The following is a 12,410-nucleotide window of genomic DNA, read 5'->3' as shown; positions in this document are numbered from 1 at the left end:
GAACCACCCACCCGCCATGAGCGTGAACATCTACTACGACGACGACGCGGACCTGTCGATCATCCAGGGCCGCAAGGTCGCGGTGATCGGCTACGGCAGCCAGGGCCACGCGCACTCCCTCTCGCTGCGCGACTCCGGCGTCGAGGTGCGCATCGGCCTGCCGGAGGGCTCCAAGAGCCGCAAGAAGGCCGCCGACGAGGGCCTGCAGGTCGGCACGCCGGCCGAGGTCTCGGCCTGGGCCGACGTGATCATGATCCTGGCGCCGGACACCAAGCAGCGCCACATCTACTCCGAGGACATCGCGCCCAACCTGAAGTCCGGCGACGCGCTGTTCTTCGGCCACGGCTTCAACATCCGCTACGAGCTGATCAAGCCCCCGGCCGACGTCGACGTCGCCATGGTCGCGCCCAAGGGCCCCGGCCACCTCGTGCGCCGCCAGTTCGTCGACGGCAAGGGCGTGCCCTGCCTGATCGCGGTTGAGCAGAACCCCTCCGGCGGGGCCAAGGAGCTCGCGCTCTCCTACGCGGCGGCGATCGGCGGCGCCCGCGCGGGCGTCATCGAGACCACCTTCAAGGAGGAGACCGAGACCGACCTGTTCGGCGAGCAGGCCGTGCTCTGCGGCGGCGCGGCCGCGCTCGTCCAGACCGGTTTCGAGGTGCTCACCGAGGCCGGCTACGCGCCCGAGGTGGCCTACTTCGAGTGCCTGCACGAGCTCAAGCTGATCGTCGACCTCATGTACGAGGGCGGCATCGCCAACGAGCGGTTCTCCATCTCCGACACCGCCGAGTACGGCGACCTCACCCGCGGCCCGCGCGTCATCAACGCGCAGACCAAGCAGGAGATGCGCAAGATCCTCGGCGAGATCCAGGACGGCACTTTCGCCCGCGAGTGGGTCGCCGAGGACGACGCCGGCCGGCCGAACTTCACCCGGCTGCAGAAGGAGGGCGCGGAGCACCCGATCGAGCAGGTCGGGGAGAAGCTGCGCGGCCTGATGAGCTGGGTGGGCTCCAAGGCCACCTGAGCCGGCCCTCGTCACACCCGCCGTTGTGTCAGGAAAGCCACGATCAGGACGTCCGGCGTCCTGATCGTGGCTTTCCTGACATCCGGCCGCGCCGACGCGGGCCGGGACGGGCGACCCCGGCGATCATGAGATGCGGTCGCATGGCGTCGGGTGATCAGCGGGACGGCTGTTTCGGGGAGGCGGCGGTGGCCGCCGCGGAACGGATGACCTTCTTCTCCGACGCCGTCGTCGCCATCGCCATCACGCTGGCGATCGAGCTGCCGGTGCCGGAGGGGGAGAACTCCGCGCAGCCGTGCAGATGCTGGCGCTCGCGCTGGTGATCGCGGTACTGGGCCGGCGGGGCTGGTTCGCCGCGGATGCCCCGCGGTCGTCCACCCACCGCGGCTGGGTGCGTTCGGTCGTCGGGGCGTCGGCGTTCCTGGTGTCGGTGCCGCTCCACCCGCTGCTGGGGCGCTAAAGCTTCGCCGTGTGGGTGCTGGTGTGGTCGCCACCGGGCGCTTGCTGCGTCGAACGGGTGCCGTCGACGAGCGGTGAGCGCGTTTTCACGGAATGCGTGTTTCGTCCCCGTGAGCTGCCCGCGTCGACGCCGCCCGCCATAACGCGGTCGTGCCGCGGAACTAGAATTCCCGGGGTAACACCCACCTACCCGGGAGCCCTGCAGCCGTCGTGAGCATCGCCGCCACCCGCCCTGTCGTCCTGCTCGCCGAGAAGCTCGCGCCGTCCGCGGTGAGGCTCCTCGGCGACGACGTCGAGATCCGACACGTCGACGGCACCGACCGGCCGGCGCTGCTCGCCGCCGTCGCCGACGCCGACGCGCTGCTCGTCCGCTCGGCCACCAAGGTCGACTCCGAGGTGATCGCGGCGAGCACCCGGCTCAAGGTCGTCGCCCGCGCCGGCGTCGGCCTGGACAACGTCGACGTGCCGGCCGCCACCGCCCGCGGCGTCATGGTGGTCAACGCGCCCACCTCCAACATCGTGTCGGCCGCCGAGCACGCCGTCGCCCTGCTGCTGGCCACCGCCCGGCAGATCCCCGCAGCCGACGCCAGCCTGCGCGCCGGCCAGTGGAAGCGCAGCTCGTTCACCGGCATCGAGCTCAACGGCAAGACCGTCGGCGTCGTGGGCCTGGGCAAGATCGGCCAGCTGGTCGCGCGCCGGCTGGAGGCGTTCGGGGTCGAGCTCATCGCCTACGACCCGTACGTGGCACCGGCGCTGGCCGCCCAGCTGGGCATCGAGCTGGTGTCCCTCGACGAGCTGCTCGGCCGGGCCGACATCATCACCGTGCACCTGCCCAAGACCGCCGAGACCCTCGGGCTCATCGGCAAGGACCAGCTGGCCCTCACCAAGCCCGGCGTCCTGATCGTCAATGCGGCGCGCGGCGGCCTGATCGACGAGGACGCGCTGGCCGAGGCCGTGCGCAGCGGGCACGTCGGCGGCGCCGGCGTCGACGTCTACGTCACCGAGCCGACGACCTCCAGCCCGCTGTTCGAGCTGCCGCAGATCGTCGTCACGCCGCACCTGGGCGCCTCAACCGCCGAGGCGCAGGACCGCGCCGGCACCGACGTCGCCCGCTCCGTGCAGCTGGCGCTGGCCGGCGAGTTCGTGCCGGACGCGGTGAACGTGCAGATCAGCGGCAAGGTCGGCGAGGAGGTCCGGCCGTGGCTGGCGCTCGTGCGCAAGCTCGGCCTGATGCTGCACGCCATCGCGGGCGGCGTCCCGACGTCGGTGACCGTCGACGTGGCCGGCGAGCTGGCCGCCGAGGACGTGTCGGTGCTGCAGCTGGCCGCGCTGCGCGGGCTGTTCACCCACGTCGTGGAGGACCCGGTCACCTTCGTCAACGTGCCGGGGCTGGCCTCCGAGCGCGGCGTCTCCGTCGAGCTGACCACCGCCCCGGAGAGCCCCAACCACCGCAGCGTCGTGCAGCTGCGCGCCGCCATGCCCGACGGCGAGGCCGTCACGGTGTCCGGCACGCTCACCGGCCGCGCCGAGGTGGAGAAGCTCGTCGAGGTCAACGGCCGCCACTTCGACCTGCGCGCCGAGGGCGACCTCCTGCTGCTGGAGTACGCCGACCGGCCCGGCGTCATGGGCCGCGTCGGCTCGCTGCTGGGCGAGGCCGCGGTCAACATCGAGGCCGCCCAGATCAGCCAGACGACCGACCGCGCCGACTCCCTCATGCTGCTGCGCGTCGACCGTCCGGTCGACCCCGGCGTGCTCGAACCCATCGGCGCCTCGGTCGGCGCGACCACCGTCCGGTTGATCTCCTTCGACGACTGAGTGAAGCCGTTCCGTCGCACAACGGCGGGGCGGCGTCGAGCACCGGCGCTCGAAGCGGCAGAATGGCCCCCGCTCGGGGCACCCGCGGGCCTGTCCGCCGTCCGGCGGAGCTGGCGCTGCGGCAGAACCACCCGCCCGGGTGCGCCCGAACGGGTGGCTGACGAGGTATTCGGTGCAGTGGCAGGCGGTAACGTGCGGCGCGGCTGCCACAGCCAAATGGAGAGAGGACACCGGCAATGCGCCTTGCGGTCATTCCCGGCGACGGCATCGGGCCGGAGGTCATCGACGAGGCGCTGAAGGTCCTCGCTGAGGTCTCTCCCGGAGCGGAGACCACCACCTACGACCTCGGTGCCGCCCGCTGGCACTCGACCGGCGAACTGCTGCCGGAGTCCGTGCTGACCGAGCTGCGCCAGCACGACGCGATCCTGCTCGGTGCCGTCGGCGACCCGTCGGTGCCCAGCGGCATCCTCGAGCGCGGGCTGCTGCTGCGGCTGCGGTTCGAGCTCGACCACCACGTCAACCTGCGCCCCGCGCGTCTCTACCCGGGCGTGCGCGGCCCCCTCGCCGCCCACCCCGAGATCGACATGGTGGTCGTGCGCGAGGGCACCGAGGGCCCCTACGTCGGCACCGGCGGCCTGCTGCGCCAGGACACCCCGCAGGAGATCGCCACCGAGGTCAGCGTCAACACCGCCTTCGGCGTCGAACGGGTCGTGCGCGACGCGTTCGACCGGGCCGAGCGGCGCCCCCGCAAGCACCTGACGCTGGTCCACAAGACCAACGTGCTCACCTACTCCGGGCGGCTGTGGTCGCGGCTCGTGGAGGAGGTGTCGTTGGAGCACCCCGAGGTGTCGGTCGCCTACCAGCACATCGACGCCACGACCATCCACATGGTCACCGACCCCGGCCGCTTCGACGTCATCGTCACCGACAACCTGTTCGGCGACATCCTCACCGACCTCGCCGCCGCCGTCACCGGGGGCATCGGCCTGGCCGCCAGCGGCAACCTCGACGTCAGCCGCAAGAACCCGTCGATGTTCGAGCCGGTCCACGGCAGCGCCCCCGACATCGCCGGCCAGGGCATCGCCGACCCCACCGCCGCGGTGCTGTCGGTCGCCCTCCTCCTGGACCACCTCGGCGACCGCGCCTCCGCGGGGCGGATCGAGGCGGCGGTGGCGTTCGACCTGGCCACGCGGGACCACGCGGCGACGGGGCACACCCAGTCCATCGGGGATCGCCTGGCCGCCCTCGTCTCCGCCCACGCCAACTCCCCCACCCCCTCCACCGCCTGACCGGGCCCCGCACCCGGTCGCCGGCTGTCTCTTCCGCCGCGCTCCGAGTTCAGGAAAGCCACGATGCTGCCCCCAGAGGGCAGCATCGTGGCTTTCCTGAACTCGGAGGCGGGGTCACGAGCGCGACGGGTCGACGGCGACGAGGAGCGGGCGAGGACGCAACCGGGCATGGCTGTAGGTCGAACGCAGCATCGCGGCGACCGCGGCTGGCTCGCGGTAGATCCGGCTCGGCTTGGTCGCCACGTAGACGGCACCGGCCGCGGTGAAGCCCGCCGCTCGTTCGACGGTCCGGTCGTGGTCGGCGGGACTGAGGTGCCACTCCGTGGATTCGATCTCCCACACCATGGCGACATCGTCGAGCCAGCAGTCGGCGACGCCGAGCAGACGGCCATCGGCGGTGCGGACCTCGGTGTTCCAGGACGGCTCGGGTAGGCCGGTCGCTCGCCACAGCTCCATCGCGGCGAGCTCGGCGGCGGAACGCGCACCATCGCGCAGGCCGGCGAGTGCACGGCGAGGCTGCGCGGTGCCGCGCCGCGAGCCGGCAGCGAGTTCCTCGGCGAGTGAGGCCACAGAGCACAGGCCGCGCTGCACCGGCTCGGAGAGCAGTTCGACCACGTCTCCGGCGGACCGGATCCGCCGGGCAGCGTCGGTGCAGGCACGGGGCAGCGGCGCGAGCGGTACCCCGTTCCTGCGGATCGCTTCCGGGAGGCGCATGGTCCGCTCGACCTGGACGTAGTTCACCGTCCGTCGCTGGCGTTCACCCGGGACGAGGAGCTGCACCGACCGATCCGGAAACCGCAGCGGCCCGCGCCGCAGGCCGTAACGGCGGCAGGCCTCCAGGCCGGTGACCATCGCGTCGCCGCCGCAGAGGAGCAGAGCCGCGGTGACCTCGTGGTCGCGGCTGGGTGGACCGGTGAACAGGAGCACCACGCCCGGCAGGATCCGCTGCCAGGGGCCGCCGTCGAGGCAGCGCTTGTAGATCGTCCGCTCGGAGAATCCGAAGGCCATCAGCTGGCGGGCTGTGGCCACACCGGTCGGGAAGGCCATCCGCAGCTCGGCCGATGGCCGCAGTACCGCCCGTGTCATGCGGGCATGCTGCTCCACCGGCCGCTGCCCGCGTGGTGCTTTCGCCACATCCGGTTCAGGAAAGCCACGATGCTGCCCTCAGAGGGCAGCATCGTGGCTTTCCTGAACTTTGGGTGGGGTGGGTGGGCGCAGAGTGCGTCGCCGCGGGCCGGGCGGAGGTGAGGGTCAGGTGGCGACGGTGGCGGGGCCGACGAGCAGGGTGGCGCCGGCGCCGGCGAAGTTCGGGAGGTCGGCGGAGGCGGCCTGGCCCTCCTCGCTGCCCATCGCCGCGCCCAGGCCCGCCTCGTCGTCGAAGTCGAGGACGGCGACGAGGTAGTAGGCGGGCTGGGAGCCGTCGGGGCCGGGGCCGGGCTTGGCGTAGGTGTAGCGCCGCAGGCCGGGCATCTTGGCCGCGAGCGGGGCGTGCACCTCGGTGTAGTGCTTGTCGAAGGCGACCGGGTCTTCGGGGTGGTTGTAGAGCACAGTCAGCTGGAACACACGGCACCTCTCCGGTAGCGGGCCCGTGGGCGCCGATGCCCACGGACTCCGGGTCAATGACTAGTCGATCGAACGCTCAGTTGAACAGAGCGTCCCACTTTCTGGGAGTCCCGCGTGACAGCGTGGGACGGCGCGTGCCACACTCGGCGGCGTGCAGCACCTCTGCGTGATCATTATCGACGAGCGCGTCGGCTAACCAGCACCACGGCCGACGCGCAGACCTCTCGCACCCGCGGGGGGTCTTTTTTGTTGCCCGATCACGCCCCACCACCCCAGGAGCACCCCCGATGTCCCGTACCGAACCGGCCGGAACCCCGCTCGGCGACGCCTTCCACGTCTACGACACGACGCTGCGGGACGGCGCCCAGAGCGAGGGGATCAGCTACTCGGTCGGCGACAAGCTGGCCGTGGCCCGGCACCTGGACGCGCTCGGGGTGGGGTTCATCGAGGGCGGGTGGCCGGGGGCGCTGCCCAAGGACACCGAGTTCTTCGCGCGGGCCGCGGCGGGCGAGCTGGAGCTGCGGCACGCGGCGCTGGTGGCGTTCGGCTCGACCCGCAAGGCCGGGGTGGCCGTCCAGGACGACGCGCAGGTCCGGGCGCTGCTGCACAGCGGGGCCCCGGTCGTGACGCTGGTCGCGAAGTCCGACCGCCGCCACATCGAGCGGGCCCTGCGCACGGACGTCGCCGAGAACTGCGCCATGGTCGCCGACACGGTGGCGTTCCTGCGTGGGGAGGGCCGGCGGGTGTTCCTGGACGCCGAGCACTTCTTCGACGGCTACAGGTTCGACCCGGACACGGCCGTGCGCGTCCTCGACGCGGCCGTGACGGCGGGTGCCGACGTCGCCGTCCTCTGCGACACCAACGGTGGGATGCTGCCGCTGGGGATCGCCGAGGTCGTCGCCGAGGTGGCCGCCCGCACCGGCTTCCGCCTGGGCATCCACTGCCAGGACGACACCTCATCGGCGGTCGCCAACTCGGTGACCGCCGTCCAGGCCGGCGCCACGCACGTGCAGTGCACCGCCAACGGCTACGGCGAGCGGACCGGCAACGCCGATCTCTTCGCCGTCGTCGGGAACCTGGTGACCAAGCTGGGCATGCCCGTCCTACCGGACGGCGCGCTCGGCGAGCTGACCCGTACCTCGCACGCGTTGGCCGAGCTGGCCAACCTCGCCCCGAACACCCACCAGGCATACGTCGGGACGTCAGCGTTCGCCCACAAGGCGGGCCTGCACGCGAGTGCGATCAAGGTAGACCCGGAGCTGTACAACCACATGGACCCTGTGGACGTCGGCAACGGGCAGCGGGTGCTGGTCACCGAGATGGCCGGCCGGGCCAGCGTCGAGCTCAAGGGAGCCGAGCTCGGCCTGGACCTGGCCGGCCATCCGGACGCGGTGTCGTCCGTGGTCGCGACGGTCAAGGAGCGCGAGGCGCGCGGCTGGTCGTTCGAGGCCGCGGACGCGTCGCTGGAACTGCTCATGCGCGGCGCGCTCGGCGAGGGCGGGGACGCGCCGTTCGGGCTGGAGTCCTACCGCGTGATCATCGAGCACACGCCCGACGGCGGTGTGGTCGCCGAGGCGACCGTGCGGATCGTGCACGGCGGCGAGCGGCTCATCGCGACCGCCGAGGGCAACGGCCCCGTCAACGCGCTGGACGCGGCGCTGCGGGCCGCGCTGACGCCGGCCTGCCCGTGGCTGGAGCACGTCGAGCTGGCCGACTACAAGGTCCGGATCCTCAACCGCGGCGACGACGCCGGCCACGGCACCGACGCGGTGACGCGGGTGCTGCTGGAGGCCACCGACGGCGCCGGCTCGTGGACGACGATCGGCGTGCACGGCAACATCGTCGAGGCGTCGTGGCTGGCGCTGGTCGACATGCTCGCCTACGCCGCCACCCGGCAGCGGCAGCCCACACCTGCCTAGCCGACTCGCCGCGCCCCAACCCCCGTTCCGACAGCGGGGCGGGCGGCCGGGTCCCCGCGCGGGCCGAGGAGTACGTCCTGCGAGGCTGAACCCCGTGGAAGGGTCCCTGACGGCGGTGGTGCGGCGGATCGACGGCTTCTGCGACGAGGTGCCCCGGCAGTGGGCCACCGCAGAGGACGACGGGCCGCTGCGGCTGTTCGTGCGCGACGGGCGCGGCTGGCCGTTCTACGCCCGCCCCGTGCCAGGCGGCCGCACGGTGACCGGTCCCGACGTGACCCGCGTCCGGGCCCGGCAGCGGGCGCTGCGGCTGCCCGAGGCCTTCGAATGGGTGCCGGCCGCCGCACCGTCGATGCTCGACGCCGTGCGCGACGCGGGCTTGACCCCGCGGCTGTGCCCGCTGCTGGTGCTGGACGGCGAGCCGCCGCCGGCGCCGTTCCCGCCCGGCTACGAGGGCCGGCTGCTGGGTCCGGCCGACGGCGACCTCGCGACGGCCATCGGAGTCCTGAACTGGGTCGCGGCCGAGGCCTTCGGGCTCGCGTCCCAGCGCGGCCTGTCCACCGCGGAGCTGGCGGTGCTGCGCGACGACCTGGCCGAGGGCCGGGCGGCGCGGCTGCTGGTGACCGGCCCCGACGGCCCGGTGGCGGCGGGCTCGGCGCAGCGCTCCGGCGACGTCGTGGAGATCGTCGGGGTGGGAACCCTGCCGGCGGCGCGGCGGCAAGGGCTGGCGGGCGCGGTCACCGCGGCGCTGGCCGAGGCGGCCAGGGCGGCCGGCGCCGACGTCGTCTTCCTCGCGGCGGCCGACGAGGACGCCGCGCGCGTCTACCAGCGCGTCGGTTTCCGGGTGGTCGGCCACACCGGCATCGCCGAAGCCTCCTGACCCTCGTCCTCGCGCTCGTCCTCTTCGCCCTCGCCCCACCCGAAGTTCAGGAAAGCCACGATGCTGCCCTCAGAGGGCAGCATCGTGGCTTTCCTGAACTTTCGCGGGGAGGGGTCGCGGGGCGGGTCACGAGCCCTGGGGGGTGCTCTCCCGGGTGGCGGGCGCGGAGGGACGCCGGGCCCAGGCGGGGGCGTGCTCGGGCAGCGGGCCGATGCCGACCAGCCGGGCCGGGATCCCCTGCAGCACCGGGAACCGGGTGGCCAGGCGCAGCGGGAGCGGCAGCGCGCCGGCCGTCGTGTGGTCGACCTCGTCGAGCATGCCGACCTTGCCCTGCTCGGCGGCGGGGTGGGCGTCGGTCGCGGGGGTGGCCGATCGCACCCGGAAGATCACCCCGTGGGCCAGTTTCTGGAAGCCCTGGATCAGCGCGGTCGGCCACCACCGGCGCAGCTGCACCTTGCGCAGCCGGTCGATGCCCACGATGCCGCCCGAGCGCAGTGCCGGGGCCAGGATGCGGGCGGTGGCGACGGCGTCGGCCACGGCGAGGTTGATGCCCACCCCGCCGACCGGCGACATGGCGTGCGCGGCGTCGCCGATCAGCAGCAGGCCGTCGGCGTACCACTTGCGCAGCCGGTTGAGCTCGACGTTGAGCAGCTTGACGTCGTCGAACGACTCCAGGTCGGTCACCCGGTCGGCCACCCACGGGACGAGCCGGGCGATCCGGTCGCGGAAGCCGGGCAGGCCCTCGGCCCGCATCTGCTGGTCGGTGCCCTTGCCGATCAGGTAGGCGCACTGCCAGTAGTCCCCGCGGTCGATCATGACCATGAAGTGGCCGGCGGAGACCCGCCCGACGCCGCCTTCCGGGTCGTCGGCGTGGCGGGGCAGCCGGAACCACCAGACGTCCATCGGGACGCCGAACGCGCGCGGCACCAGCCCGGCCGCCTCGCGGACGCGCGAGCCGCGCCCGTCGCAGGCGACGGTGAGCGAGGCGCGGACCCGGTGCTCGGTGCCGTCGGTGCGGTCGCGGTAGCGGACGCCGGCGACGCGCCCACCGTCGTGCAGGAGGTCGACGACCTCGGCGTTGCGCAGGAGCGTGAACGTCGGCTCGGACGCGGCGGCGTCGGCGATCAGGTCGAGGAAGTCCCACTGCGGGACGAGCGCGATGTGCTGGTGGGCCCCGGGGAGCCGGCGCATGTCGCCGAGCTTGGCGAACCCCTGGTCGAGCTGGACCTGGACGGACTCCATCCGGCGCTGCGGGAGCGCGGCGAAGCGCTCGCCGAGGCCGAGCTCGTCGAGCAGGGTGAGGGTGGACGCGTGGACGGTGTCGCCGCGGAAGTCGCGCAGGAAGTCGCCGTGCTTCTCCAGCACGGTCGTCTCGACCCCGGCCCGGGCCATCAGCAGGCCGAGCACGAGGCCCGCGGGGCCGCCCCCGACGACGAGGCAGGTCGTGCGCTCGTTATTCGCCATACGTTGAAATATAGCCCCGTTCACGGCCGGCCACCAGGGGCTCACCGGTAATCCGTAAGGTGGCGCGCATCATGACTGCCTCGCCCTCGACCGCCGTCCGGGTCCGGTTCAGCCCGTCGCCCACCGGGACCCCGCACGTCGGCCTGATCCGCACCGCCCTGTTCAACTGGGCGCACGCCCGCCACCACGGCGGCGCCTTCGTCTTCCGCATCGAGGACACCGACGCCGCCCGCGACAGCGCCGAGTCCTACGCGGCCCTGCTCGACGCCCTGCGCTGGCTCGGCCTCGACTGGGACGAGGGGCCCGAGGTCGGCGGTCCGCACGGGCCCTACCGGCAGAGCCAGCGCGGTGAGATCTACGCCGACGCGCTGCGCCGGCTGGTCGAGGCGGGCGAGGTCTACGAGTCGTTCTCGTCGGCGGCCGAGATCGAGGCCCGGCACAAGGCGGCCGGTCGCGACCCGAAGCTGGGCTACGACAACTTCGACCGCGACCTGACCGACGAGCAGCGCGCTGCGTTCCGCGCCGAGGGCAGGCTGCCCGTCTACCGCCTGCGCATGCCCGACCGCGACATCACCTTCGACGACCTCGTCCGCGGCCCGGTCACCTTCCGTGCCGGCACCGTCTCGGACTTCGTCCTCGCCCGCGGCGACGGCTCCCCGCTCTACCCCCTGACCAACCCGGTCGACGACGCCCTGATGGGCATCACCGACGTCCTGCGCGGCGAGGACCTGCTCTCGTCCACCCCGCGCCAGATCGCCCTGCTGGAGGCGCTGCAGCGCGTCGGCATCGGCGACGGGCCGTTCCGCTACGGGCACCTGCCGCTGGTGACCGGCGAGGGCAACCGGAAGCTGTCCAAGCGCGACCCCGAGTCCAACCTGTTCCACTACCGCGACCGCGGATTCGCCCCGGAGGGCCTGCTCAATTACCTGGCGCTGCTGGGTTGGGCCATCGCCGAGGACCGCGACGTGTTCACCCTCGACGAGATGGTGGCCGCGTTCGACATTTCCCGGGTCTCCTCGAATGCGGCCCGCTTCGACCTGAAGAAGGCCGAGGCCATCAACGCCGCGCACCTGCGGGCACTGCCGGTCGAGGAGTTCGCCCGCCGCGTCGAGCCCTACCTGGTGGCCGAAGGTGTGATCGACGGCACGGCCGCAGAGCCGGCCCCCACGGCCGAGCAGCGCACCCTGCTGGCCGCCGCCGCGCCGCTGGTCCAGGAGCGCAGCGTCGTGCTCTCCGACGCGGCCCGGATGCTGCGCTTCCTGTTCGTCGACGGCGACGGCTTCACCCTCGACGACGACGCCGCGGCCAAGAACCTCGGCGCCGACGCCGCCCCCGTCCTGCAGGCCGCCCTGACCGGCCTCGATGAGCTCCCGACCTGGTCGAGCGACGACATCGAGGGCGCGCTGAAGGCGTCGCTGATCGACGGCATGGGCCTCAAGCCGCGCAAGGCGTTCGCCCCCGTCCGGGTGGCCGTGAGCGGTCGCACCGTGTCGCCGCCGCTGTACGAGTCCATGGAACTGCTCGGCCGGGAGCGGTCGCTGCGGAGGCTGAGGGCCGGTTTGGAGCGCGCGGAGGCCCTCGGCTAGAGTGGTCCACGCAGGGCACGGACACCGGACCCCCGCCGAGGGGCCCGATGATCCAGAACCCTTGGGGTATGGTGTAATTGGCAGCACGACTGATTCTGGTTCAGTTAGTCTAGGTTCGAGTCCTGGTACCCCAGCGGAAACACCGCAAAGACGGTCTGATAGTCTGAGCGAGTTCCACCGCAGTACAATACGAGAAGTTCCCAGGGCCCCGTCGTCTAGCGGCCTAGGACGCCGCCCTCTCAAGGCGGTAGCGCGGGTTCAAATCCCGTCGGGGCTACACGAGAATCCCCGTTCCGGTCCAACCGGGACGGGGATTTCTCATGTCCGGGGTTGGTACCGCTCGTCTTCGCAGGGTGAGTGTGGTGGGGGGCGGGGGGGGGGCCCCCGCGGGGGCGCCCCCGCCGCGGGGGCCGAGGGCGG

The 12,410-nt window shown here is 72.7% G+C and carries 11 protein-coding genes and 2 tRNA genes; 10 read left to right on the top strand and 3 right to left on the bottom strand.

Annotated features, from left to right (window positions below):
- Positions 1-16 precede the first annotated feature (16 nt).
- The 5 genes from ilvC to KIK08_RS06470 all read left to right on the top strand — a co-directional run bounded on the left by ilvC (position 17) and on the right by KIK08_RS06470 (position 4,581).
- Positions 17-1,021, top strand: a complete 1,005-nt coding sequence (gene ilvC, locus KIK08_RS06490) for a ketol-acid reductoisomerase (protein WP_214402087.1) — start codon at positions 17-19, stop codon at positions 1,019-1,021.
- 185 nt (positions 1,022-1,206) lie between these two features.
- On the top strand, positions 1,207-1,341 hold the full coding sequence (locus tag KIK08_RS06485) for a TMEM175 family protein (RefSeq protein WP_250556443.1): 135 nt from the start codon (positions 1,207-1,209) through the stop codon (positions 1,339-1,341).
- Positions 1,320-1,478 (top strand): hypothetical protein, encoded by a 159-nt coding sequence (locus tag KIK08_RS06480; RefSeq protein ID WP_250556442.1) that lies wholly within the window; start codon positions 1,320-1,322, stop codon positions 1,476-1,478. The genes KIK08_RS06485 and KIK08_RS06480 overlap by 22 nt, the downstream gene beginning before the upstream one ends.
- A gap of 209 nt (positions 1,479-1,687) precedes the next feature.
- A complete protein-coding gene (gene serA, locus KIK08_RS06475; RefSeq protein WP_214402085.1) occupies positions 1,688-3,292 on the top strand; it encodes a phosphoglycerate dehydrogenase in 1,605 nt (534 codons plus the stop codon).
- A gap of 236 nt (positions 3,293-3,528) precedes the next feature.
- Positions 3,529-4,581, top strand: a complete 1,053-nt coding sequence (locus KIK08_RS06470; RefSeq protein WP_214402084.1) for a 3-isopropylmalate dehydrogenase — start codon at positions 3,529-3,531, stop codon at positions 4,579-4,581.
- A gap of 114 nt (positions 4,582-4,695) precedes the next feature.
- Here KIK08_RS06470 and KIK08_RS06465 read toward each other — a convergent pair whose 3' ends face one another.
- Together KIK08_RS06465 and KIK08_RS06460 are read right to left on the bottom strand one after the other, a co-directional pair.
- The gene (locus KIK08_RS06465) at positions 4,696-5,667 is read right to left on the bottom strand and encodes a hypothetical protein (protein ID WP_250556441.1); all 972 of its coding nucleotides are present in this window, start codon (positions 5,665-5,667) and stop codon (positions 4,696-4,698) included.
- Between the two features lie 165 nt (positions 5,668-5,832).
- Complete coding sequence (locus tag KIK08_RS06460; protein ID WP_214402083.1) at positions 5,833-6,144, bottom strand: EthD family reductase; 312 nt, start codon at positions 6,142-6,144, stop codon at positions 5,833-5,835.
- A gap of 287 nt (positions 6,145-6,431) precedes the next feature.
- Between KIK08_RS06460 and cimA the strand changes: the two genes are divergently transcribed.
- Both cimA and KIK08_RS06450 read left to right on the top strand, forming a co-directional pair.
- Positions 6,432-8,063, top strand: a complete 1,632-nt coding sequence (cimA, locus tag KIK08_RS06455) for a citramalate synthase (protein ID WP_214402082.1) — start codon at positions 6,432-6,434, stop codon at positions 8,061-8,063.
- 94 nt (positions 8,064-8,157) lie between these two features.
- Positions 8,158-8,940, top strand: coding sequence for a GNAT family N-acetyltransferase (locus tag KIK08_RS06450; protein ID WP_214402081.1), 783 nt, complete (start codon positions 8,158-8,160; stop codon positions 8,938-8,940).
- A gap of 126 nt (positions 8,941-9,066) precedes the next feature.
- On the opposite strand, the gene KIK08_RS06445 is transcribed toward KIK08_RS06450, so the two are convergent.
- Positions 9,067-10,404, bottom strand: coding sequence for an FAD-dependent oxidoreductase (locus KIK08_RS06445; protein WP_214402080.1), 1,338 nt, complete (start codon positions 10,402-10,404; stop codon positions 9,067-9,069).
- Between the two features lie 71 nt (positions 10,405-10,475).
- Here KIK08_RS06445 and gltX point away from each other — a divergent pair, with 71 nt between their 5' ends.
- The 3 genes from gltX to KIK08_RS06430 all read left to right on the top strand — a co-directional run bounded on the left by gltX (position 10,476) and on the right by KIK08_RS06430 (position 12,267).
- Positions 10,476-11,990, top strand: a complete 1,515-nt coding sequence (gene gltX / locus KIK08_RS06440; RefSeq protein WP_214402079.1) for a glutamate--tRNA ligase — start codon at positions 10,476-10,478, stop codon at positions 11,988-11,990.
- A gap of 62 nt (positions 11,991-12,052) precedes the next feature.
- Positions 12,053-12,124 (top strand) — tRNA-Gln (locus KIK08_RS06435).
- Positions 12,125-12,194: 70 nt separating this feature from the next.
- Positions 12,195-12,267 (top strand) — tRNA-Glu (locus KIK08_RS06430).
- The last annotated feature ends 143 nt before the right edge of the window (positions 12,268-12,410 follow it).

This window comes from Pseudonocardia lacus (assembly GCF_018531445.1).
GTDB classification, from domain to species: Bacteria; Actinomycetota; Actinomycetes; order Mycobacteriales; family Pseudonocardiaceae; genus Pseudonocardia; species Pseudonocardia lacus.
This window is presented reverse-complemented; position numbering and strand designations above follow the sequence as displayed.

What these genes read in the sequence shown, in the direction of transcription:
- KIK08_RS06445 (WP_214402080.1), bottom strand. Translation starts at nt 10,404, where the DNA reads ATGGCGAATAACGAGCGCACGACCTGCCTCGTCGTCGGGGGCGGCCCC.
- ilvC (WP_214402087.1), top strand. Translation starts at nt 17, where the DNA reads ATGAGCGTGAACATCTACTACGACGACGACGCGGACCTGTCGATCATC.
- KIK08_RS06480 (WP_250556442.1), top strand. Translation starts at nt 1,320, where the DNA reads ATGCTGGCGCTCGCGCTGGTGATCGCGGTACTGGGCCGGCGGGGCTGG.
- gltX (WP_214402079.1), top strand. Translation starts at nt 10,476, where the DNA reads ATGACTGCCTCGCCCTCGACCGCCGTCCGGGTCCGGTTCAGCCCGTCG.
- cimA (WP_214402082.1), top strand. Translation starts at nt 6,432, where the DNA reads ATGTCCCGTACCGAACCGGCCGGAACCCCGCTCGGCGACGCCTTCCAC.
- KIK08_RS06465 (WP_250556441.1), bottom strand. Translation starts at nt 5,667, where the DNA reads ATGACACGGGCGGTACTGCGGCCATCGGCCGAGCTGCGGATGGCCTTC.
- KIK08_RS06470 (WP_214402084.1), top strand. Translation starts at nt 3,529, where the DNA reads ATGCGCCTTGCGGTCATTCCCGGCGACGGCATCGGGCCGGAGGTCATC.